At 66.9% G+C, this 24,139-nt stretch carries 14 protein-coding genes; 1 reads left to right on the forward strand and 13 read right to left on the reverse strand.

All coding sequences use genetic code 11. The features are described 5' to 3' along the window. The 11 genes from tssF to tssJ all read right to left on the reverse strand — a co-directional run bounded on the left by tssF (position 1) and on the right by tssJ (position 13,819). The gene (gene tssF, locus VFZ09_RS06665; RefSeq protein ID WP_329726638.1) at positions 1 to 1,752 is read right to left on the reverse strand and encodes a type VI secretion system baseplate subunit TssF; all 1,752 of its coding nucleotides are present in this window, start codon (positions 1,750 to 1,752) and stop codon (positions 1 to 3) included. A 10-nt stretch (positions 1,753 to 1,762) separates the two neighbouring features. Next, positions 1,763 to 2,161, reverse strand: coding sequence for a type VI secretion system baseplate subunit TssE (gene tssE / locus VFZ09_RS06670; RefSeq protein ID WP_329726639.1), 399 nt, complete (start codon positions 2,159 to 2,161; stop codon positions 1,763 to 1,765). A 65-nt stretch (positions 2,162 to 2,226) separates the two neighbouring features. Beyond that, positions 2,227 to 2,718: a type VI secretion system tube protein TssD gene (gene tssD / locus VFZ09_RS06675; RefSeq protein ID WP_329726640.1), complete on the reverse strand. Its 492-nt coding sequence runs from the start codon at positions 2,716 to 2,718 to the stop codon at positions 2,227 to 2,229. Between the two features lie 114 nt (positions 2,719 to 2,832). Beyond that, positions 2,833 to 4,317, reverse strand: a complete 1,485-nt coding sequence (gene tssC, locus VFZ09_RS06680) for a type VI secretion system contractile sheath large subunit (RefSeq protein ID WP_329726641.1) — start codon at positions 4,315 to 4,317, stop codon at positions 2,833 to 2,835. Positions 4,318 to 4,338: 21 nt separating this feature from the next. Next, positions 4,339 to 4,836, reverse strand: a complete 498-nt coding sequence (gene tssB / locus VFZ09_RS06685; protein ID WP_329726642.1) for a type VI secretion system contractile sheath small subunit — start codon at positions 4,834 to 4,836, stop codon at positions 4,339 to 4,341. Between the two features lie 83 nt (positions 4,837 to 4,919). After that, the gene (tssA, locus tag VFZ09_RS06690; RefSeq protein WP_329726643.1) at positions 4,920 to 6,590 is read right to left on the reverse strand and encodes a type VI secretion system protein TssA; all 1,671 of its coding nucleotides are present in this window, start codon (positions 6,588 to 6,590) and stop codon (positions 4,920 to 4,922) included. A gap of 14 nt (positions 6,591 to 6,604) precedes the next feature. Then, entirely contained in the window at positions 6,605 to 7,534 is a 930-nt protein-coding gene (gene tagF, locus VFZ09_RS06695; protein ID WP_329726644.1) for a type VI secretion system-associated protein TagF, read from the reverse strand. Between the two features lie 2 nt (positions 7,535 to 7,536). After that, positions 7,537 to 11,163, reverse strand: coding sequence for a type VI secretion system membrane subunit TssM (tssM, locus tag VFZ09_RS06700; protein ID WP_329726645.1), 3,627 nt, complete (start codon positions 11,161 to 11,163; stop codon positions 7,537 to 7,539). Next, a complete protein-coding gene (locus tag VFZ09_RS06705) occupies positions 11,160 to 11,852 on the reverse strand; it encodes a DotU family type IV/VI secretion system protein (protein ID WP_329726646.1) in 693 nt (230 codons plus the stop codon). The genes tssM and VFZ09_RS06705 overlap by 4 nt, the downstream gene beginning before the upstream one ends. Before the next feature lie 15 nt (positions 11,853 to 11,867). Continuing rightward, entirely contained in the window at positions 11,868 to 13,235 is a 1,368-nt protein-coding gene (tssK, locus tag VFZ09_RS06710; protein WP_329726647.1) for a type VI secretion system baseplate subunit TssK, read from the reverse strand. After that, on the reverse strand, positions 13,232 to 13,819 hold the full coding sequence (tssJ, locus tag VFZ09_RS06715) for a type VI secretion system lipoprotein TssJ (protein ID WP_414640678.1): 588 nt from the start codon (positions 13,817 to 13,819) through the stop codon (positions 13,232 to 13,234). Before tssJ ends, tssK begins: the two co-directional genes overlap by 4 nt. A gap of 359 nt (positions 13,820 to 14,178) precedes the next feature. On the opposite strand from tssJ, the gene VFZ09_RS06720 reads away from it, so the two are divergent. Next, entirely contained in the window at positions 14,179 to 15,987 is a 1,809-nt protein-coding gene (locus VFZ09_RS06720; protein ID WP_329726649.1) for an OmpA family protein, read from the forward strand. A gap of 404 nt (positions 15,988 to 16,391) precedes the next feature. Here VFZ09_RS06720 and agmC read toward each other — a convergent pair whose 3' ends face one another. Next, positions 16,392 to 21,326 (reverse strand): adventurous gliding motility protein AgmC, encoded by a 4,935-nt coding sequence (gene agmC / locus VFZ09_RS06725; protein WP_329726650.1) that lies wholly within the window; start codon positions 21,324 to 21,326, stop codon positions 16,392 to 16,394. A gap of 318 nt (positions 21,327 to 21,644) precedes the next feature. Beyond that, entirely contained in the window at positions 21,645 to 23,747 is a 2,103-nt protein-coding gene (locus VFZ09_RS06730; RefSeq protein WP_329726651.1) for a PQQ-binding-like beta-propeller repeat protein, read from the reverse strand. Positions 23,748 to 24,139: the final 392 nt, after the last annotated feature.

Below are 24,139 nucleotides of genomic sequence, written 5' to 3' on the forward strand. Positions count from 1 at the left end.
CTACAAGAGGGTCAGGAAGCCGTTCCTCGGAAGCCATGCGAACTCTGTTTGCGAGGGCTGGAGCCGGATGGCCAGCTCGTTGAAGGAGTTGAGGGTGACATGGGAGGCCAGCAACTCATCGAGGATGCACCCGAAGAGGAAGGCGTCTCCCACCCCCATGAAATTCGTCTCGTCGAGCTCCACCAGCGCCCGGTTGCCGCGCACGGGCGAGCCTTCCAGGAAGCGGGTGAGGGCCTTGTTCTCCACGGTGCGGATGGCGTTGATGCGCAGGCGGCTGGCGCGGGCGGCGAGGTTGTCCGCCAGTGCCTGGAAGTTGTACAGGTCCAGCAGGCGGCGCAGCGCGGCGCCATCCGCGATGGAGTGCTGGTTGATGGCCAGGTGCGAGAGCAGCCGCCAGTGCAGCTCCGTGCCCAGGGGCGCGCGGGCCGGGCGGCTCACCGGGGTGATGTTCTTGAATTTGGCGTTGGTGGGCGAGGCCGGGGTGGACTGGGTGATGTCCCCCACCTGCAGCCGCGCGGGCAGCGAGCGGTTGGTGCAGGTGAGATCGATGGACAGCACCTCCTCCGTCCCGAGCGAGGGCGCCACGTCGCGCGGCGTCTCCAGGGTGAGGTAGGTGTCGATGCCGTCGTCCACGGGGGAGTGGATGCGCCGCAGGCGGTAGAAGGAGGGCTCGGAGCCCTCGCCCTGGGTGTGCTCGAACTCGTGGAAGGGCCGGTAGGTGCGGCGCTCGCTGCGGCCCGCCGTCAGGCCCGTCACCGAGTCCACGGAGTACACCTCCGCGTGCGGGGGCTGCAACTCCGCGGCCCGCACCAGGTGCTCGCGGCCCAGCGCGTGGTGGAAGAGGGGATTGGCCGGCGCCCGGAAGAGGTTGATGACGGGGGCGCAGTGCAGGCGGAACATCTCCCGGGTGATGCGCGCGTCCAGGGGCGGCGGGCGCTCCAGGTGGAAGGAGATCTCGAAGCGCTCCTCCAGCGCGGACGCGGCCGCCTCCAGGCCATGCACCTCGAAGAAGAGGAACTTCTCCGGCAGGGTGAAGTACTCCTGGAGCAGGCGGTACCCGTCGAAGGCCCGGGGCCAGGGCAGCAGGCGGAAGTGCCGGTCGAAGCCCACCGGGCGGATGCTCCGCTTGGGGTCCAGCACCACCTCGTTCCCGCTGGTGGCGCCGCGCACGCGCACCTGGCGGCAGTAGCGCAGCAGCCACAGCATGATGAGGGCGCTGGCGGACATGTCGCCGTGGATGAAGAGGCGCAGCCCGAGGGGCTTCTGCAGCTCCTCGCGCCCCTGCTCCGTCGTCTGGAAGGACAGGCGCAGCACGGGCGAGGACACGGACGAGCGGTCCAGCAGGGCGTCCTGCACGCTGAGCGGCAGCAGGTCCACGTCGTGCGTGGTGCGGAAGATACAGCTGGTGCCATCCAGGGGCGTGGAGGCCACCTCGGCGCCCGCGGTGATGCGCGAGCGGCCACGCAGGGCTCGCATCTGGGGCGTGAACTCCACGATGGAGCACGCCGGCACCGGGCGCAGGTAGTGGGGGAGCAGCAGCTCGGTGAGCCCCTGCACCATCTCCGGGACGTCGTCCTCCACGCGCTCGCGGATGCGCGCGGTGAGGAAGGCGAAGCCCTCCAGCAGCCGCTCCACGTCCGGATCCGCGCCGCGCTCCACCAGCAGGCCGGCGACGCTCGGGTTGGCGAGCCCGAAGGCCCGGCCCATCTCCCGGAGGTAGTTGAGCTCGCTCAGGTAGTACTTGCTGAACATCCTCGCCCTTTCACCAGAGGTTCATCCGGCCGCCGGGTTTCAGCTCGGTGTGGAAGCGGACCATGCCGCGCGCGTCCTTGGCGTTGAGCTGCGCGATGATGTCGAACCGCAGGGCGGTGGGGTCCTGCTCATCGGGAACGTGCGTGACGACGACGTTCTTCAACCGCGGCTCGAACTCCTGGATGGCCGTGCGGATGGACTGCTGCATCCTCGGGATGGCCGCCGGGAGGATGTGGATGATGTCGTTGAAGTCCATGATCCCGTAGGCAGGGGCCGCGGCGGCCTCTCCCTTCCGGGTGTTGAGCAGGGCCCGCAGGTGCTCGGAGATGGCGGCCACCACGTTGCCGCGGGGCGCCAGCGAGCCGTGGCTGCTGGAGGCCAGACGTGTCAGGAGTCCTCGTTCGGCCATGGCGTGCGGGCCCGGCCCTGGTGCGCCCGGGATGTTTCACCCGGGCGCACCATGGGCACAGCGGACTAGCGCTGGGTGTCCCAGGTGTCGGTGTGCGTCACGCCGCCGTTGGTGATGGTCCAGTCGATCGTGTGGAACACGAACGTGATCTCCTCCATGGCGGGCAGGTTGGTGCTGGCCGGCACGAAGCTGTCAGGGACGTGCTGCTTGATGCTGTTGATGCGGCCCTTCTTGATGGCGATGGTGTAGAACTGCTCGGTGGTGCCGTCGCCGGTCGGGTTGGGGCGGAAGAACTTGAAGGTCGCCTCGATGACCTGGTTCTCGCACAGCGCCTTCATCAGCAGCGGCGAGGCCTTGTCGATGCGCTTGACGATCTTCATCGGCGGGTACTGACGGCGGCCCGTGGCCAGACCGGAGCCGGACTCACGCGCGGTGATGACCTCGTGCTCGAAGTAGATGCACTCGATGGAGCCCTCGCGGCCCAGGCTCGTCTGGGTGCTGTCTCCCTTGATGTCCGTGCCGTTCGCCTTCAGGTACAGGTGTACAGTCTCAGCCATTCGCCACCTCGTTGTATGCGCCGCGTACGGCGCGGAAGTCCGGGCCCCTGGTGGGGGGCCCGGCGTTGATGGAGCCCGGTATCAGCGAAACCACGTATCACGGGTGCGACGGGCTCACTCCTTGTCCAGCTTGCCCACCAGGGAGAGGGTGAAGGACGCGCCCATGTACTTGAAGTGCGGGCGCACCTGCAGGCTGCAACGATACCAGCCGGGCTGACCCTCCACGTCCTCCACCGTCACGCGGGCGGCGCGCAGCGGGCGGCGCGAGCGCACGGCGGGCGCCGGGTCATCCATGTCGGCGATGTACTGGCTCATCCACTGGTTGAGCTCGCGCTCCAGGTCCGAGCGCTCCTTCCAGCTGCCGATCTGCTCGCGCTGGAGCACCTTCACGTAGTGCGCCAGCCGCGTCATGATGAACATGTAGGGCAGCTGCGTGCCGAGCCGGTAGTTCGTCTCCGCCGCCTTGCCCTCCGGCGTGCTGCCGAAGAACTTGGCCTTCTGCGCCGAGTTGGCCGAGAAGAACGCCGCGTTGTCCGCGTCCTTGCGGAACACCAGGCCGATGAAGCCCTCCTCGCTCAGCTCGTACTCGCGCCGCTCGGTGAGCATCACCTCGGTGGGAATCTTGGTCTGGATCTCCCCCATGGCCTCGTACTGGTGCAGCGGCAGCATCTCCACCGCGCCACCGGACTGGGGACCGATGATGTTCGGGCTCCAGCGGAACTTGGCGAAGGAGTCCGCCACGCGGGTGGCGAACGCCGTGGAGGCGTGGCCCCACAGGTACTTGTCGTGCTGCCCGACCACGTCCTCGGTGAAGTTGAAGGCCTTCACGGGGATGGTCTTCTCACCGTAGGGCAGGCGCAGCAGGAAGCGCGGCATGCACAGGCCCACGTAGCGCGCGTCCTCGCTCTCGCGGAACGAGTGCCACCGGGCGTACTGCGGGCCCTCGAACAGGGACTTCAGGTCCTTGAGGTTGGGCAGGTTGAGGAAGTTCTGCTCGCCGAACATCTCAGGGCTGGCGTTGGCGATGAAGGGCGCGTGGGCCATGGCCGCCACGGACGCGCACTTGCGCAGCAGATCGATGTCCTGCGGGCCCGGGCCGAAGTCGTAGTTGCCCAGCAGCAGGCCGTAGGGCTTGCCACCGAACACGCCGTACTCGTTGGAGTACACCAGCCGGTACAGGCCGCTCTTCACCACCTCGGGCGAGTCCTCGAAGTCCTTGAGCAGGTCCTCCTTGGAGACGTTGAGCATCTCCACGCGGATGTTCTCGCGGAAGTCCACCCGGTCCACGAGGAACTTCAGCGAGCGCCACGAGGACTCCAGCTTCTGGACCTCCTCGTGGTGCATGATCTCGTTGACCTGGGAGGTGAGGCGCTTGTCGATCTCCGCGATCATCGCGTCGACGAGGGCCTTGTCGATGCGCTCCTCGGAGCGGTTGGGGGCCAGCATCTCCGCGATGAAGGCCTCCACGCCCTTGCGAGCGATGTCATAGCCCTCGTCCTTGGGCTTGATCTTCGCCTCGGAGAGGATTTCGTCGAGCAGGGAGGGCGAAACGGCGGCCGCGGCGCCCGCGGCATTCTGGGTCTGGGTCTGAGTGCTCATGATTCTCGCTCCCGCTCTGGACTACTTGGTCTCACCGTTGTTGAGGCCCAGCTCGTTGATGAGGCGCTTGCGGCCCTCGTCGTCGGCGAGCATCGCCTGGAGCTTCTTGCGGAAGGCCGGCACGTTGCCCAGGGGCCCCTTGAGGGCGTTGAGCGCGCTGCGCAGCTCCAGCAGCTTGCGCAGCTCGGGCACTTGGTTGACGATGCTCTCGGGAGCGAAGTCCGCCAGGCTCTTGAACTGCAGGGACACGGGCAGGTTGGCGCCCTCCTCGGCGGACAGCTTGTCCGTGACGGAGATGTCCACCTTGAGGTTCTGCTGCGCCATCACCTCGGTGAAGTTCATCTTGTCCACGTTGATGGGGGCGCGATCCTCCAGGGCGCGGTCATCCTGCCGGCCGGTGAAGTCACCCATCATCAACATCTTCAGGGGCAGCTCGACCTGCTCCTGCATGTTGCCCGTAGCGGGCTTGTAGACGATGTTGACGCGTTCGGTAGGGGCGACGGAACTCTCTTTGCTCATCTGCTGCTTCTCCTCTCACGTGAAGTGGGTGATGCGGTGGGTTCGTCGCCAGGTGGCGCTTGTCCGTGAGTTGCTGCCCGTTGTCAGGGTTGAACGCGCAGGGCGGCAGCGGGGTCGAGCTGGACGAGACGACGATAACGGATCCAGTAATCTCCTACCAGGATGTCCTGTGATTCTTTCGTGGCCAGGCAACAGGTGAGGAATCCCTCGAGACAGGCCGCGGCGAGTGCCGGTTCCCAGGAATCGAGAGAGTGAGCGGTGCACTCGGCATCCAGCACCTCGTAGAGCGCGCGGGCGGTGGTGAGTTGTCCTGCCTGGGCATACGTGCGCGCCAATTGCAGCCGCGCGACGAAGAGCGCGCGGGCCGTGGTGGCGGAGGCGAGCAGCGCCTGGGCCTCTCCCTCGGGAGCGGCACCCGGAGCGGAAGTTTCGAGCCCGCGAGGAAGGGGCATGGAGATGGCGGCGCGTGGCGCGGTGCCGGGCTTCGCGAGCACCTCGCGCTTGAGCCACTCCTTCGTGGCCGCGTCCGCCATGGGCGTGCCGTCGGACGCCACCAGCTCCACCACCGCGGGCATGCGTTTGAGCAGACTGCTCAGCTCCAACAGCAATGCCTCACGCGCGGCGGCATGCGTGTCGCCCAGGGATGCCAGGGCATGGACACTGAAACGTTGCAGGTCCAGCGCAAAGCGATACTGGGCCAGGGCGGACTCGGACTCGTCGAGCAGCTCCGCCCAGCGGGAGTGGGTTGAGAGGGTTTCCAGCTTCGTGCGCAGGTTGGCGGGCAGGGGCGGGAGGGATGTCCTGCCATTTGCGCCGGTGGGAGGTGGCTGTGTGATGTGCAGCCACAGCCCGGTGCGCAGCAAGCGATAGGAGAGCGGGTCGGCCGGGTTGGCGCGGCGGATGACGCTGGAGGCACTCGTCAGCGTCGAGCCGATGTTGCGCAGGAAGTCCGTGGTGGCATCCACGCTGGTGAGCTCGCCACCGGGCACCGCGGGCAGCTGGGAGGCGTGGAGGGCCGTGGTCGGAGCAGGCGGAGGCGCGGCGGGTGGAGCGGGGCTGGCGGCCACCGGTGCGGGCGGTGCCACGGGGGCCGGTGTGGCGGCGGGTGGCGCGGCGGTGACCGGAGCGGGCGGGGTGGCGGCGGGCGCGGACGGCGTGGGCGTGGCCACCGCGGGAGCCGCGGCTTCGGCGGGCATGCTCGCGCGCAGCCGCTCGAGGGGGGTGAGGAGCGGTCCCATCGCCGGGCCCTGGGAGGCGAGACGCGTGCGCGTCACCTCGGCGAGCTTCGACACGGCGGTGGACAGGGCGTCCACCACGGCGGGCGAGGTGCTGTCGGCCTGGAGGGTGGGGAGCACGTGCTTCATGCGCTCCACGTACCAGGACAGCGCGAGCCCCCGGCTGCGCAGGCGCGAGGCCTCGGGGAAGAGGCCCTGCCAGTAGCGCTCGGTCAGCTCCGCGAGCAGCGTCGTCCCGGTGATGGCGCCGGGCAGGCCCTCCGTCATGTACAGCCCGTAGGCGAGGTAGGAGGCCAGCCACAGGTCCTTGGTGGTGGTCCGCAGCAGCTCCCCGGCATCGCGGACGACCTCGTCCCACCGCACGGCATCGCCCGTGGGAGACTCGAGCCGGGCCACCTCCGCGAAGACGCTCTCGTAGGTGGGGTGGTGCTTGGAGGCGGCTCCGGTGGGCGCCTCGGCGGAGATGGGCTCGAGCCACTGGCTGGCACGCTCGCGGAGGCTGTCGGGAGAGGGCGTCATGGGGGGCGCTCCTTTCAGCGGGCGAGGGCACGCAGGAGCTGCTCGAGCGTGCTGTGGGAGGAATCGATGACCTGGCGCTGCGAAGCGGACAGGGCCTGCTTCGCCTGCTCCATGGCGGCGGGCTTGTCGGTGCGCAGGGGCCAGACGTTGGTGGCCGGGCGCGAGGGTTGTGCCAGGTGCAACAGGAGGGTAGGGGGCGCGGCGCCCAGGCAGAGCACGAGCCGGGGTTGCTGCCCGTCGGACCAGAAGAAGGAAGGGGGTTGGGCGGCCCAACGCAGCAGCCGCGTGGACAGCTCCAGCCAGGTGACGGGCCCCATGTGCGAGGGGTAGGGGCAGTCCAGCATGACGCCGGCCATGCCCTGCTCGCGGTGGCGCTCGCCCGTGCAGGCGGTGAGGAAGGTGTGCAGCGCGTAGTAGCGCCCCTCGGCGGGGCGGTCTCCGACGACGTGCTGGAGCAGCTCCGTGCAGCGCTTCTCGGACAGCAGGGCCTCCCGGAGCCGCTCGGCCACGCGGAGGTCACCGGGCCGCGCGGTGGGCAGCTTCGCCGTGCGCTCCTGCAGTTGGGCAACCTCGAGGGAGGCGGCCTCGCGCAGCAGCGCCTCGCTGGCCCGGAGGAACGGCTGGTGGGTCTCCGGCAGCAGCGAATAACGCCCGGCCACGTCCGCGGCGGGTAGCTCCTGGAAGATGGCCAGCGGAAAGGCACGCCCCACACTGTCCGAGCTCGGCGCCAGCACGCCCACCAGTACCGAGCTCTCGCCGGGTGCGGTGAAGACGAAGCTGACGGGAGTGGTGGGCAACGCGCTCCGGGCCCCGTGCAGCCGGCCGGTGCTCTCCTCCATCCAGCGGAAGAGGTACCGGGCCAGGGGGCTGGCCGCGTTGTGCCGGACGAACTCCGCGTGGCGCGGAGCCTTGCCCAGCATCCCGATGTGAGGCGCCTGCGTCATCCTCAGGGGGCTCCGTTCGTGCTCACCATCTCGATGCAGCCCTTGCCCCCGCGGGCAATCCCCAGCGGCGGCGACAGGCCCGGATCCCGGAAGATCTGCAGCAGCCGGGAGGTGTTGTTGCCCGACAGGCCGAAGAACGGGTTGGCGGTGCGCTCGGGCCGGAAGTCGATGGCGACGAGCGCTCCGTTCATGTCCTCGATCTCCCACACGGCGGTGAAGAAGCGGCCGTCACCGCTGGGCTCGATGCGCTTCACGCGCTCGAGCAGGCGGAACAGGCCCCACTCCCCGGGCTCGTCGATGTCGGCGGTGGCCCCGGAGGCGTTCTCCACGTGGATGTGGGCGCCCAGCTTGCCGGCCTGGCCGGGCCAGCTCATCGGCTTCCAGACGTTGTCCGGGCCGTTGCGGTAGAGCTCGTCCGTGCCGTCGATCGTCAGGGTGATGGCGGAGATCTCCGACGGCGCCGTGTCGGGCGAGGTGCCCGCGCGCACGCGCACCTGGAAGCGGACGAGCGGATCCACCGTGTCCCCCGGGAAGAGGGTGGTGGACAGGTTGTTCGCCTTCTCCAGGAAGGTGAGCAGGTCGTCGCGGTACATCTCGCGCGTGTTGAGGTTGGAGAACGTCCACTTGCGGCCGGAGGTGATGACCTCGTCGGCCAGGTGCTGCTGGAGGAACTTGCGCAGCGTGCCGCCCGAGGGCCGCAGGAACTCGGAGAGCTCGGCCAGGGGCGCGTCCTGCATCGACTCGCGGACGAACGGGTAGCGGTTGGCCATGAGCGCGTTGAGGGGCCTGGCCACGGCCTCGCAGAAGTCGTTGCTCTTGTTCTGCGCCACGCCGGCGAAGACGATGGAGCGCATGTCCTGGAAGGGCGGCAGCAGCAGCTTCTCCAGGATGGGGACGTTGCTCTCGTACTTCTTGACGAGCATGGCCACGCTCTCGCGCGTGGTCTTGATCTTCTCGAGCAGCGCGCCGGACTCCGAGGGCTTCTCCTTCACGCCCAGCAGGGCGTTGAGCACCAGCGCGAGCTGGTCCTGGTAGAAGTCCTGCGCCGTCAGCTGCTCCTCACCGTCACCCGAGGGGGACTTCTCGTTGCTGAAGCGGATGAGCGTGGCGAACTCCTTCTCCACGTCCTTGGGACCGAGCGTGTACTCGCCCGTGGCCGCGTCCGGATCCACCAGCTTCTTCTCGTCCTGCTTGTCGGGCGGCAGGACCTTCTCGAGCATCTTGCGCGCCGTGCTCTTCTCCTCCTCCTTCGGCGTGCGCACCAGCTGCACGTTGTAGGCGAGCGCCCGGAACAGCTTGCCGAAGGCGGGCGGCTTGCCGCGCGTGAGGCTCTCGAGCAGGGCCTGCATCTGGTCCACGTCATCCGGAGGCCGGACGGTGATGGAGTTGAGGAAGTCGCGCCACTCCTGGATGTACTGCTGGTAGTAGCGCGTGCGCAGCTCGGCGCGGGACTGCTCCTCGTCCTCCTTGGCGTCCCGGTCCAGCACCCAGGCCTCCTTGTTCTTGAAGGCGGACTCCAGGCGCGAGCGCACCACCTGGTCCCAGGCGGTCTTGGTGAAGGCGCCGCGGACGCGCTTGGTGGCATGCATGGCGGGCACGGCACCGACGATGTCGTCCAGCGTCTGATCCGGGTACTCACGGCCCACGTCGGCGACGATGCGGTCCATCTCCAGCGTGGTCACGGGGACGCGGTTGAGGGCCCGGCGCGCGGCGCGCACGGTCTTCGTGTCACGGGCGAAGCCCAGCTGCTCCGGGTCCGCCGCCAGCATCTGGATGTACGTGCGGGCGTGACGGCTGATGGCCTGCTGCAGGTGGGCCTCTCCTCCCGCGCCCTTCACGTGCGTCCAGTGCCGCACCATCTGGTCCACCAGCCAGTCCTGATGGGCCTCGTCGAGCGACGGCTCCCGCTGGGCGTGCGGCCAGGTGATGAGCAGGTACATCTTCAACGCGTCGAAGTGTTGCGCGTAATCCTCGGCGCCGGGCTTCCAATCCGGCGAGTCCTGGTTGTCCGAGAAGATCTTCAGGTTCTGCTCGATGCGCTCGTACTGGTTGCCGAGCAGCACCCGGCGCAGGGCGGTGTTGTAGAAGGACTGCGCCTGCGGGAAGAGCTTGTCCCCCTGGTACATGCCGAAGCGCAGCCAGAAGGGGACACCCTCCGCCTTGTGCTTCGTCAGCTCCTGGAGCCGTGCCTGCAGCGGGGACAGGTCCTTCATGCGCGCGATGTCGTCGCGGGCATCGAGCTGCACGGCGGTGATGGCATCGCGCACGTCGCGCGCCAGCGACTTGTTCTGGAAGTAGGAGACGATGGGCAGCACCAGCATCAGGGCCGCGGCCGTGAAGTAGGTGGCCGTGAGCACCAGCTGCCGTCTGCGGTAGCGCTGCTCCTCGATGGAGCTGCGGACGGCCATCTCCTGGTCCTGGAACATCACCTTGGTGAAGATGTCCCACAGGAAGTAGCTGCGGCCTTCCGCGCTCGTCTCCTGGGGGCGCGAGTCCCCGAAGAACTCGCCCGAGGAGTTCGCCAGCCGCTCCATCGGCTTCACGTCCTGGGTGCCGCTGGTGAAGTACAACCCGCGCATCACCGGCGTGTCCTGGTACACGTTGTCCAGGAAGAGCGGCTGGATGAACTCGGCCAGGTTCTTGCGCAGCGAGTCGAACTTCTGGGGGAACTGGTAGATGTTCTCGCGCGACTCCAGCCGGCGCTCCTGGCCCAGCCGCTTGAGCGTGCGCTGCTCCAGCACCGTCACCAGCTCGTCGAAGCGCTCCAGCAGCAGGTCCGTGGAGGCCTCCGCCTGCGCGTTCATGGGCGAGGTGAAGCCCCAGATCTGCCCGCGCTCGGAGCGCGTCAGGTCCGCGTACATCTCCGTGAAGCCGGGGATGAGATCACACTTGGTGATCATCAGGTACACGGGCACCAGCGTGCGCAGGCGCGAGGTGATCTCATCCAGGCGCTCGCGGATGCTCTGTCCCAGCTCACCGGCGACCTGGGGATCCACCCCCATCAGCTCGCTGACGCTCACCGCCACGATGAGGCCGTTGATGGGCCGCTTGGGGCGGTACTTCGTCAGCGTGTCGAGGAAGGCGAACCACTCGGGCTTGTCGTCCTCGCTGCTCACGTAGCGGCCGGCGGTGTCGAGGATGACGGCCTCGTTGGTGAGCCACCAGTCGCAGTTGCGCGTGCCGCCCACGCCCCGTACGCCGCCGCCCTTGGCGGACAGGTAGGGGAACTTCAGCCCCGAGTTGCGCAGCGCGGTGCTCTTGCCCGCGCCCGGCGGTCCCACGATGAGGTACCAGGGCAGCACCGCGAGCGCGTCCTTGCGGCCCCGCGACAGCTTGGAGGTCTTGAGCGCCTCCACCGCCTTGGAGAACTCGGCCTGCATGGCCTTGATCTCCGGCTGCAGGTCCGGCCGGACCGTCTTGATCTGCTCCTCGGCCTGCTGCTCCAGCGCGCCCTCGAGCTTCTTGGCGGCCTTGCGCGCCTTCACCTTGCCGACGATCCACTTGCCGAGCGCGAACAGCAGCAGCAGTCCCGTGGTGGCGAGCCCGGTGAGGAGCGGAGGCATCCCCAGCATGGAGATCGCTCCCCACGCCAGGCCCGCCAGCGCCGTGATGACGATGGCCCAGATCATTGCGTGCCTCCGCCGTTGGTGGCCACGTGGAGCTTGATCTCGTTCAGGAAGGTCTCGACGCTGCCATCCAGACCCAGCATCAGCCCGCCATAGACGAGCAGGGCGAGCATCATCGCCCCCAGCGAGATGACCATCGGCGAGAGCCTGCGCTTGCCGGTGAGCATGGACTCGGTGGGCCGCTCACCGTGCGGCGACAGCACGTCGTAGTCGAAGGGTTTGGCGCGCTCCAGGTCCTTCTGGACCGAGTCGATGAGCGTCATCAGCTCCAGCTCGCCGCCGCGGATGCGGTAGCGGCCCTGGAAGCCGAAGAGCATGCACAGGTAGTAGACCTGCAACACCTCGGCGCGGTGTGGATCCTTCCGGATGCCCTGCAGGCGGTGGAAGAAGCCGTCACCGGCGACGTTCTCGTTGAAGTACTGGAGCTGCAGCAGGTTGGTCATCCAGAACGAGCGGTAGGGCTCGGGCCGGGTGAGGGCGGCCTCGTCGAGCAGGGCGACGATGGCGTAGGCCATGTCCTGGGCGTCCTGGTGGCTGAAGCCCAGCACGGCGGCGCGCCGCAGCATCTCGTCCACGACTCCGCGCAGACGGTGGTGCAGCACCTCGGGAGGGGGGACCGAGGCGGCATCCGAGTTGCGGATCCGGATCGCCGCGTCGAAGCAGTCCTTGGTGGCTTCGGTGACTCGTTGCATGGCGTGGGGTCGTCGTCAGCGGCTGGCGGTGGGGACGGCGAGCAGCTCCACCGTCGTCTGTGCGGCGTCGAAGGGGTGCGGCAGGTAGAGGGCCAGCGTGCGATCCCGCATCGCGCTCCTCCAGTAGCCGTCCGAGGTGAAGAGGGAGAAGTAGAGCGTCCCCGGCTGGATGGGCACCTCGGGCGGGGGACGGTAGTTGACCTGGATGGGCACGCCGGGCGAGGCGGCCTGCACGATGCTCTGGATGTCCACCCAGCTGGCCAGCTTGGCGAGCTTGGGCAGCTGCTCGGCCACCACCTTCTCCGGCAGCTCGCTGCGCACGGAGAGGAAGAACTGGCCGCAGCGATCCAGCCGCTCGTCCTCGAGCTTGCCGCGGTAGAGCCGGTCCTCGCCGGACTGCATCGCCACCGAGAGGCACTGCTCGAGGGCCACGGAGCGCAGCAGCGACTGGAGGCGGCGGAAGAGCTCCTCGAAGGTGGCGCGCAGCTGGATGAACTGGAAGGGAGGCAGCGTGGTGGGATCCGCGTCCGCCACGAAGGTGCTCAGCTGCCCGGCGCACTGGCTGAGCGCCAGGTAGAGGGCGTGGGGCCGCATGTTGCCCGCGTCGATGGCGTGTTGCAGCAGCGGGATGATGCCGTTGAGGGAGCTGAGCTCCAGGAAGAGCGTCACGTCCGAGGCGGTGAACTCGAGAGCCGAGGCGTCCCGGTGCTTGCGCCGCGAGGCGAGCTGGCGCTGCTTGGCCACGATGAGCCGCAGCAGGTTGCGCAGCTCGCTCATGATGTAGGGCGAGGCGTCGATGCGCAGCGTGGGCGGGATGTAGTTCTCGACGAGCGTCAGGCTGCCGGAGCGGTCGCGGGACAGCTCGGCGATCTTGATGGCGTCGTAGTCCTCGCGCGGCTCGGTGCCGAAGAGCAGCTTCACGTTGCGCTGCGCGAAGGCCACCGGGACGATGGAGGTGGACGAGGTCAGGTCGTTCACCGGCCGGTTGGTCGGGGTGAAGCGGGGGTTGCCACTGGTGCGCTCGCTGCCGCCGTAGCTCTCCACGCCGCTGCGCTCACGCGGGACGCCCAGGTAGACGTCCAGCACCTGCTGGGCCGGCGGGAAGGCGCCCTCGGTGGGGCGGGACGGCGGGGCCTCGGGGTCTCCGTTCTGGAGGGCGAGCGGCATGCCATCGGGGAGCACGCCGTTGAAGTGGCGCAGCTGCACGCGGCCGGCGCGCAGCGCCTCCATGTCGAACTCCAGGGAGAACACGCCCCAGGGGTACGGCTCCAGCGCGCCCAGCCGGAGATCCAGCAGGTTCTCGTGGTAGAGGTCGAGCTGCTGCATGTGGTGGGGACTCATGAACATCCCCTCCGACCAGACGACGCGTTGCGCGTTCTTCATGCACTCCCCTTGGGGTGGGATGGCACCTCGGCCGCGGACGGGACGGCGGGAGCCGGCTGCGTCAGCGAGAACTGGGTGCGAAGGATGTCGATCTGATAGCCCTGGAGCCGGTAGCGCAGCTGCACGTCACCGGGCCTGGGCTCGCCCTGATCTCCCGCGGGCCGCTCCACGCAGAAGGGCTCGGGCACGGGGTCCAGGGCGGACACGGTGCGCCACGAGTATCCGAGCGGCTGGCGGAAGTGGCCCATGGTCAGGATGAAGCGGGCCTTGGGATCACGCTGGATCCACCGCTGGAACTTCTGACCGGGGGCGACGGTGAACTCGGCCACCGCCAGCAGGTCCTCCCCGAGGAACTCCTTGGGGCGGCCCCACAGGTCGCGGAAGCCCGCGCGCTCCAGCTTCGCGCTGTCCTTGAGCTGGATGACCTGGACCACGGTGGGCAGCGAGCGCCCGCGCGGATCAGGATTCACCTGGTCCGAGACGTCCAGGACGACCTGCATGGGGGGAGGGGTCTCGCACGGCTTGGGCGCGATGCGCTTGGCGCACGAGGTAGCGGCGGTGGCCGCGAGCAGGAGCGAGAGCAGAGCTCCCCTGCCGCGACGACTGGAGCGGACAAATGCCTCGGGGCATGCGTGTGGCTGCGCCTTCACGAGTCCTCTTCGCACGTGCGGTAAGCCCCCCACAACAGGTCGGATTGGCGGGGTGAAACCTGCCAGAGTGTCCGACAGGCTGCAAGTCCACGATCAGTGCGTAAGGGATTCCCGAGCGGCGGGACAGACCTGTAGCGCTACATACGGATGTGTTGGCGCAGTCGAGGCGTTGGTCCCACGAGATGACCGTGGTTGAGGATCATTTCCTGCTAGAGTGCCGCCGCTTGTTGACCGGCGGATCTACGCTGTGGCGCAGCCGTACTGCGCCACGACACACCCGAAGCGGGGGAGCCATGGGACGAAGGATTCTCGCGCTTGGCGCACTGGTGCTGTTCCTGTTGTTGCCGGGAATCGCGGCCTTCGCGCAGACGACTGCATTCAAGCCCTTCGAATTGGAGCGTCTGGACCTGAATCCCGGAGCGGAGGGCTCGCTGGTCGTGGGAACGGGGGAGTTGCTCGAGCCCGGGCATTTCCGCCTCTCCGCGGTGGGTCATTACGCGCACCGGCCACTGATGCTGTTCCGGCAGGGGAAGCCAGAGGAGGCCGTGAGCGGCCGGGGGACGATGCATGTGTCCGCAGCCTATGCGTTGATGAATTGGTTGCAGGTAGGTGTCCAGCTACCAGTGGTGTTGTTGCAGAATCTCGGACCGGGCGCTCCGGACCCGGATGCTCCGAAATCCTTCTTGCTGGGCACACCCACGGTGGGGGTGCGTCTGGGGCTGCTCACCCAGGACGCACAGGGCGGGTTCGATGTGGCGGTAGGGGGGGATGTTGGGCTGAATGTGGGCAACGAGGCTGCGTATGCACGGGATGATGGGCTGCGTTACCTGCCGAGGGTGATGGTGGGGCGGCGCTTCGGTGCATTCCGGACGGCGCTGGACGCGGGAGTGATGATTCGCCCGGGAGGGCGTATCACCGACGCGGGTTCCGAAATCCAGGATCAGCTGGGCAACGAACTGCGCATCGGTGCGGCACTGGTGTCGACGGGGCGCCGGATGCGGTGGGAGGTCAACGTCCGGGGCATGGTGGCGCTGTCGAAGCAGCCAAGCTCGGTGGAGCTGATGCCGGGGGTGCGCTACCTGGTGAACCCGTCGCTCGAGGTGTTCGCTCTTGCCGGCGTGGGGGTAGGCAAGACGCCGGGGACGCCGCTGTTCCGGGTACTGGCGGGAGGCTCTTTTGGAAATGTGATGCCACGCCGCGGGCCTGGCGAATCTTCCGTCAGGTGCGAGCTGGGACTCTCCGTTTCCGCGGAGGAGTGCCCGGACATGGATAGCGACAAAGACGGCGTGCTCAACATCTCCGATATGTGTCCCACCGAGCAGGGGACGCCGGATCGCAAGGGCTGTCCCCCTCGGGACAGTGATAGCGACGGCATCGAGGACACGCTGGACGGGTGCCCCGCGGAGCCAGGTCCCGCGGCCAACCAGGGTTGTCCGGTGCCCGATGATGATGGCGATGGGTTCAAGAACGACGACGACAGCTGTCCGTCGGAACCGGGCCCCGATCGGGGCTGCCCCGTGAGGGACCGGGACAAGGACAACATCCCCAACGATGATGACGCGTGCCCGGACGAGCCCGGTCCAATCGAGCGCAAGGGCTGCCCGGAGGACGACTCGGACAAGGACAGCGTGCCCAACCGGGTGGATAGCTGCGTCAACCAACCTGGCCCTGAGAGCAATCTGGGCTGCCCGGAGCACGAGACTCCGCTGGTGTCCATCACCGCCAGGCAACTCGAACTCCGCGGCAAGGTGTACTTCGAGGCCTCGCAGGCCCGTATCCAGCAGCGCTCCTTCTCGGTGCTGGATTGGGTGGCCAGGGTGATGAGCGAGCACCCGGAGCTTCCTCGGGTCGTGGTGGGGGCGCATACGGACGACCGTGGCCTGGGGGATGAGAACCAGCGGCTGTCCCAGCGGCGCGCTGAAGAGGTGCGGCGTTACCTCATCGGGAAGGGCGTGGCCGCTGAGCGGTTGGATGCCAGGGGATACGGTTCTGACCGGCCCATCGACAGCAACGCCACGTCCGTTGGCCGCGAGAACAACCGCCGGGTGGACTTCTTCATCATCCGAGACAGCGAGGCTGGCTCGGTGGCACCTCAGCGGTAGGCGAGTAGCCGGTCTTCCGCCTCGTGCCTCCTGGGGAGTGTTTTTCCCGGGTGGCACGGGTGGGGACCACTGGCGGGCGTAGGGCCTGCTGGCCTGGTGGTGCTCGATGCCCGAGCCAGCGGGCTCTTTTGAAGAGTTGCAGCCGTGGCTTGCGGCGCGTCTGGTTTGGGCCACCAGTCATGAGCGCGAAGGGCAGCCGGCTCTTGCGGAATGATGCACCCCCGCGTGACCCGCGCGTCCGCTTGAGGCCCGAACTCCAGGGTCGCCAGGAGGCTGGCTCGCCACCACTGGTGCGGGAGGCTCACGCAACCGCGAGGCCTCACCGCTCATCCATCGGGGTGGAGCACGGAGCGGCAGGTGGGCGGAGACAGGCGCCTGGCCCATCTCCGACACCCGCCGCCACGTTACTGCCTGTCCGCCGTCTTTCCCCGGCGCCGGGAGGCCTTGTCGAGCAGGAGCCCGAACAGCCCGAGCAGCCACAGCGCTGGAGACTGTGCCGAAGTGGTGGAACAACCCAGTCCTCCGCCCTCGGCGCGGATGTCACGGCCCAGATAGACGCTCCAGCTGTAGCCTACCTCCCGCCTGTTTCCAGCCTCGTCCACCGCATAGACGTTGAGTGTATGCGGTCCTTCTTCGAGGTCGGCGTACGACACGTTCGTGCCGCACTCCACTGGGTCCTGGAGGTCCAGCTTGCACTGGAAGGTGACGCCCTCCTCGTTCGTGATGAATTGGAACGCAGCGGTTCGGCTCGCGGTGTTCTTGTCTGGCCCGCTGATCTGCACGGAGGGGGGTTGATTGTCCATGAAGAAGCTGACAGGCACGGACAGCGTCCCCGGATTGCCAGCCCTGTCCGTTGCCTTGAGGGTGACGGAATGGAGCCCATCTTCCGGTTTGCGTTCCGCCGCGACGGTGAGCTGCCATGTTCCCGACGCGGTGACTGTCGCTGTTCCGATGGGCGTCCCTGTTCCTTCAGGATCATCGACGTAGGCCGACACGACGCTGAAGGGCTCCCCAGCCGCCGTTCCCGTCAGGAGGAGATCCTTGTACCGCCTCCCCGCCGAGGGGACATTGAGAACGGGCGCGGCGGGTCCCTGGGTGTCCACCGTCCAGGAGACCACCGCGGGGTCTGTCTCCTCATTGCCGGCTGCATCGATGGCCTTGATCCGGAGCGTGTAACTCCCGTCCGCGAGACCCGACATCAAGTGGGAACTGGACCCGGAGCATTTGGACACCACGATGGTGCTGTCCGGCTTGGTCAGTTCACATTGGAAGTCGGGAGTCTGGGATTCGGTCGGCGTGGCGAACTTCACCGTCGCGTAATTGACTGCCACCCAGTCGCCCGGCTTTTCCGTGATGAAGGTGTCGGGATTCGTCTTATCCACCACCCATTCGTTCCGCTGCCGCTCGGCCTCGGAGGTCTCGGCATTCGTCGTCGGCGAAACGGCTTTCACGACGAACACGTGGGGGGCTTCGGAGAGATCCGTATAGGTCTTGATGCAAACCTGCGGCAGCTTTCCATCTGAAGCGGGTTCCCATCTGGTGCACTCGCAGGGTTTGGCCCACTCCGCGGAATCGAGATCCTTCTGGCAGTAGATATCCAGGCCCTCTTTGTTCGCGCGCAACTGGAAGGTGATGTCCGTCTGTTGCGTGGAGCTACCCCCGGTGGGAATGGAGGAGCGGTTCAGGATGAAGACGACGGGTTGGTCCGTATCCACGGTCCAATTCCGCGTGGCCGGGTCGAGGGACTTGTTGCCGGCCATATCCGTCACCCACACCTTGAGCTGATAGGTGCCCGAAATCGCCACCGAGGAGAGGAATGGGTTGGTGCAAGGCACGAGGCTGTTGTTGATCGTGCACTCATAGGCCTGCACACGCTCCGAAGTGTCGAAACCGAAGGCGAACTCCTTGGAGGCGGTGATGGTGCCCTCGGTTGGGCGTCCGGTGACCGTGGCGGTCGGGCGGATCAGATCCAGCTCGAAGAAGATCGTCTGCGGATCACCGATGTTGTTGGCCGCATCCACTGCTCGGGCTTCCAACGCGTAGGAGCCGCTCGCCAGGCCGGGCCAGTCCTTGGTCCAGGTTCCGGACGTGACGGTCACCAGGGATTCCATCACCGCCAACGCCGGGTTGAGGGGGATCAGCTTCAACTGCACCTTGGCAACAGGACCCGTGGTGTCATTGGCACTACCGGTGATGCTGAGCTTGCCATTCGGCACGGGTTCACCGGATACAGGTACGTCCCTGACCTCCGTCAGGAGGGCCCGGCCAATGCGCATGCCACTGACCGCCGGGGTTGTCACTGTACCGGATGCTGACGTCGTCACGACCGCGATGGCCGTCGGCTTGTCTGGCCTGGTCGCATCCACGTTGAAGCAGTAGGTGGCCGGTTCACTTGGGTTGCCGGCCTCATCCGTCAACGTCGCGGTCAAGGTATAGGCGCCGTCAGTCAAGGGCGTGCCGGTCGGCGAAACGCTCCATGCTCCCGAACCGTTCACCACGGTCGACGGAACGGTAGAGGAGGACACCAAGGTCACGTTCACGGTTCCTCTGGCTTCACCCGTTCCCTGGATCAACGGCTGTCTGGTCGTGACGAAGACGCCAGACGCGGCACAGCTGGCGTCAGGTGCCACTCCGCCAACGAAGGTGACAAAGGGTGCCGTCGGTATCCTGGTGTCCAACCTGAAATCCAGCGTGGCCGTGGTCGTGTTGTTCGCCGTGTCCTTGGCCTTCACCTCCAGCGAGTAGTAGGTGGTGTCCGTGTTGGCCGGTTGTGCGAGGTTCACACTCCAATTGCCCGACCCATCAGCGGACGTCACTTGGTCCGCGGGCGAACCCGGGCCGATCTGCCGCACCGTAATGCTGCTCAGCGCCTCCGCCGTCCCGCTGAGGGAGAGGCTCGAAGAGGACAGGTCGGGCGTGCCGATGAGCATGCCCGACGCCGGCGACCTGCTGCTGGCTCCCACTCTGGAGATCACCAACGCAGGAGGCGACACATCCACGCTGAAGCTCTTGCGCATTCCGGCCTGCTCGTTTCCAGCCAAGTCGAAGGCCGTCACGTCCACATTATAGGAGGCGCCGTCCGTCAGTGGGACGGACGGAACGACCTTCCAACCTCCCGAACTCGAGGTGGTCTCGAGGGTTTGGCTCTCCGCGCCGGTTCCCGTCCTGCTCAGCGTCACGACCACCTTGTTTCCGTTATCCGCCGTTCCCTCCAAGACCGGCCGCAGTGAATTGGCGGGCACGGTGCCTCCTGCCGTCACTCCTCCCACTGTCTGAAACACGGGAGTTGCCGGTAGCTTGGTGTCCAGACGGAATGTCAGGGTGATCGACGGTGGGCTCGTGTTGTGCGCTCTATCCTCAGCCGACACCGTGAGCGTGTAGGTGGCGGTCTCCACGTTGGAGGGTTGGACGATACCCACCCGCCACTTGCCCAGGGCATCAGTGGTGGCCGACGCTGGGGGGAAGGTACCACTCGGACCGTTTTGCTGGACGGTGACGGTGCTTCCCGGCTCCGACCTTCCGCTGATGTAGAGCTTGCTGGTGACAGCCTCCAGGTCAGGCAGGCCGATGAGCATGTTTGGGACTGCCTCTCTCGATGCAAGCAGATCCACCAGGGGATTCGCCGGAGGCGTCCCGTCCACGGTGAAGGTCTGGACCGTGCTCTTCGGGCTCTGGACCCCCTGATAGGCGAAGGCCGCCGAGACTTGATACACACCATCAAAGAGGTCCTGCGGCATCTTGAAGGAGAAACGGCCGCTGGCGTCGGCGACCGTGCGTCCCACTTCCACACTGCCCTGATAGATGACCACCTGACGCCCCGCATAAGCGGTGTCACGTCCTCCCGTGAGCGTGGGCCTTCGCAGATTGGTGTACCCGCCATCCGCTGGGGCCACCGGGTCCAACGTGGGTGCCAATAGTGTTGGAAACGGACCCGGAAGCGAAGAAACGGAGCCTGTTCCGCCACTTGTGGCACCCACCGTTGTGCCTGAGCCAGGAAGACCGCCAGACACTGTCGCGATCGGACTGGAGCACATCTCTGTCGTGCCCATCTGGTAGAGCACCCGGCCGCCACCGCCGCCTCCTCCTGCACTCGGCGTGGGCGAAGCTCCAGAGTCTACGTCCCCTCCGGCTCCTCCTCTGGCTGTAATGATGGTTTGGTTATTACAGTTGAGGGTACCCGTCAGTCTCACGAGGATGGTGCCTCCCGCCCCACCACCACCACCACCGTCCGCTGGGTCGGTTAGCACTAACCTGTTGCCGCCAGCAGTACCTGCTTTGCCGGATACACGGATGGAATTGGCACTCTCGAGGGTCAGACTTGCTGCCCGAATGAAAATGATGCCGCCCCCACGTCCGCCATTAGACTGACCAAAGGAGAGCCGTGTTCCGTGGCCACTTCCGCCGCCGCCTCCAAAGGTGAGGCGATCGAGCAGGGAGTAGAGCAGAGGCACTCCTCCCATTCCTCCGGTGGTGCTCGGTCCACCGTTACCACCCAGCGCGGCGTTTCCTCCGCCTCCTCCGCCCGAGACGGGACAGTTGCCTCCACCGCCTCCGTTCGCAAAGTTGCCGCGACCTGCTCCTTCATTGGCACCAAGGTCGCCGGATGCGGCGTAGCGCGTGCTGTCCACCCCTTCACCCTTCTGGGCATAGTCTGGGGACGAGCCAGAATTGGTCGTGCAACTGGTGGAGGCTGCCGAACCATTTTTATACACTCCCCCGCGAAATCCCAATTCACTGGCATTGATGATGCCGGCGTTGGTGCCGGTGCCGGTGACGGTGACAGCTCCATCGGCCAGGAAGGCGATGACGCCACCCGATCTGCCATCCCATGTCTCTGCTGTGATTTCCTTCGAGTTGCCCACAGTGACGGTGCTGTATTCGGGCACGCGGATGACTTGGGTGGCGGTGACCGGGTACCCGTGCATGAGCGGCGCCGTGAGGGTCAGCTTGCTGGTGCTGGCTGACGCCAGCCGAGCGAACTCCCACCTTCCGACATTGTAGGCCTCGAGGTCGACAGCCGTGGTCAATCCAGTCGGGATGGGAGGCACGGCGCCGGTCGTTTGCAGGACCATCACCAGATCGCCCGTCTGGAAGGCAGTGTCTGCTGTATTTCTCCCAGTCTCATTGCCTTCCCGCACGCCGCTGATGAGGATCTCCATGTCCCCAGGAGCCAGCGGATTCGTGACAACATGGGCGTAGGCGTTGACGATCGAGGGATTGCGCGCGTTCAGAGCGCCATCCCTATGGGTTCCCAGACCGAACGTGTCCGGTTCCGCCACGGCGACGCCAGATGCGAGGAGCACCAGGAACAACAGTGCCCGCGTATACACGTATCTCATCAGTTCGTGTCTCCGGCGCCCCGCGCCTGGATTGAGGTGGTGGTCATCCACTGATCGCTCCTCGCTCAGCCGTATGAGCGCTGCTCGGTCTTCGTTGGCCCCCCCAGGGGCAGATCCAGGACGCGAAGTTACCCCAGGCGAGCCCCCGGTTCACGCGGGATGCTCGCCCGGCCACCCGTCACGGAGTCCGTGGCGGTAGTGGGGAAGGCGTCAGGGGGGATGAGTGGGGAGACCTGCCGATAGGACGGGCTCGTCCCCCAGGAGGCCCGAGTGTGGGGGGCCTCCTGGCATGGTGGGGCTGGAGCCCGTGAACGCGTGTTACGGACAGTTGGTGATCGGAGCCCCGGAGTTTCCGGTGTTTCGCGCGTCGTGCTGGTACTTGGGCCAGGGGGCATTCTTGTCCAGGCCCGGGCTGTCCACGACGAGCGCGTACAGCCGGCCGTCGAGGGCGGGCACGTACAGCACCCCCTTGGCCTGAGCCGCTGGGGTTCCATCTGCCTGGCGTGCGCAGTCCAGCGATGGCGTCGCCTGTGCGCGTCCAACGCTGTCGCTGAGCTTCCAACGCAGCGTCAGGTTGTTCGAACTCCAAGCCGACACCTCGCCAATGCCGGCGGCCGGTCCTGTCGCGGAGGCGGCATAGAGCGCACCGCCAGCGCCCAGGACCGGGCCTCCCGAGAAGCTTCCCGCGTTCGGAACGCTGATGCGGGGGGCCGTGGCGAACAGGTCGATCGCCGTCAGTGGCGCTGAACCCGTCGCGGCCTCATGGCCGAAGAACAGGACATTGCCCGCTCCGAGGGCCAGGTTGCGCACCGGCGCTACTCCCGAGAAGGAGGACGGATAATTCCACGCTGGATTGTTGCCCCGCTCGGCGTCGAAGGCCTGGATTCCTCCCGAGTTCGACGAGTTCTCTCCCTGGGCGGTCAACAGGTAGGTTTCCGTGCCGGTCTGCGCGAAGGCCATGCCCGTCACCGGAGCCCGCGGCTCCGGCACGGAGTAGCCTTCCTTAGCACGACTGCTTCCGAGTTCGAAGTTCAGGGCGGTGATCATGAACTGTTCGAACGGCGGATCCTGAGGGTAGGCAACGCTGTAGTAGACATCGAGGCCCCTCGAGAGCACGCTCGATCCAGGCATGGTGCCGAAAGAGCCAAGGCTGCCACACCGGTTGACGTCGGGCCCGAGAATGATCACCGCGCTCCCATGGGAGAAAGCCATTGCGGTTTCGGTGGCGGGAAGACCCGGACCGAGCCTCGAGTCGAAGAGCGTGGTGCCTGAGCGGATGGGCCCCCAGCCGAGGTTCCGGCCCGCCTCTGGACACTGCGAAGTCGTATTGCCGGTGATGCCATTCAGGCTGAACAGGACCCCCCCAGAAGTGGCGGGAGCGGCTCCCACGTAGATGCGCTCGGTCCCATCGGGGGCGCGACCCACGGTTGGGCTGCCGCTCACCGGACCGAGTGGCGCCTCCCATTTCGGAGTGCCCTCGGGGTTGAGCGCGAACACCTTCCCGTTGGTGCCGCTGGTGCCGAAGTAGACGGTCCCCTTTTCACCGATGGCGGGGGTGCTCACGATGGGCCCGGACGCCCCATCGAACGCCCACTTCCAGCGCGTGACCGGGATGCTCCCGCTGGCCGAGCGCTCGTTGCCCACCCGGTCCTTCACCGCCAGTTCGATCTGGAAGGTGCCGCGGAAGGCCTCGAGCCCCGGACGCCACAGCGGCACGTCCACCGCGCCGCAGTAGGCCTTGGTGCACGGGGTCACCTGCCTCACCGCGAGGTCCGTCACGTCCGTACCGCCGTTGTGCCCCCGGACCACCACTCGCGGGCTCGCCGGATCGATATCCGCTGAATCCGATTCCACCAGCACCGTCACGGTCTGGTCTCTCACCCATGCGGAGCCCGCCATCGGGTCCGCATAGCTGAAGCCGTCCTTGGGCGTCGCGGGCTGCGCCTCGGGCACTTGAACCGCCAACGCCGGCGCCGTGCGATCCACCGTCACCTGCACCGAGCGGGTCGGCCCCCACGACGCGGGATGGGCCACCTGGAGGGTGTACGTTCCTTCTCCCGGAGGAGGGGTCCACTCGGCGCTGTATGTTCCCTCCCCCGTGCGTGAGAGCGTCACGGTGGTGGGGGTTCCTCCGCTGGCCGGAGTCACCGTGAGGTTCAGTTGCGGCGGGTACACGGGGTTGGCACCCGACTCCAATTCTAGCCGGGCCTGGATCTGTACAGGCGCACCGCCCACCACGGCGTTCTCCCCCAGCGTCAGGATCTTCAGCTCCGAGTAGCGGGAAGAAAAGCACTGCTTCACTTCGGTATGGCAGAAATGCTGCTCGGGGCACTCTGCGTCCTGCTCGCAGCTGCCCTTGATGTCGCAACCCTCGAGCGCCCCCAGCGCTAATAGCGCTCCAAAGACCTTGCGCAGCTTCACGGTAACCTCCAAACCCTTTGACGAATCAGACGCGGGGATAGCATGGTAGAGGCGGTCTACGCAGCCTCCATCCGTCCACCCGGTCCGCACTCCGGTGACAGTCTCGCCTCAAGCATCCATGAGGGCCACTCCGTGAGCCGCTCCATTCCTGTTCGCTCTTCCCCTTTGCTCGTCATCACGCTCCTGCTCTCCCCGCTGGCCTGGGGCCAGCCGAAGCCGGAGTCCGTTGTGCTCCATCCCTGTATCGTCACAGGGGAGGCGGGCGTCAAACCTACTCCCAGTGACATCAAGAGCCTCCAAGGGGCGTGCGCCAGTGCGGTGCAGGCCAGTGTTGCGGAGGTGGTGTCCCCCGACGAGGTGCGTATGTTGCCGCCTCGGGGGAAGGCGGGCTG

The organism is Archangium sp. (assembly GCF_036277355.1).
GTDB lineage: Bacteria > Myxococcota > Myxococcia > Myxococcales > Myxococcaceae > Archangium.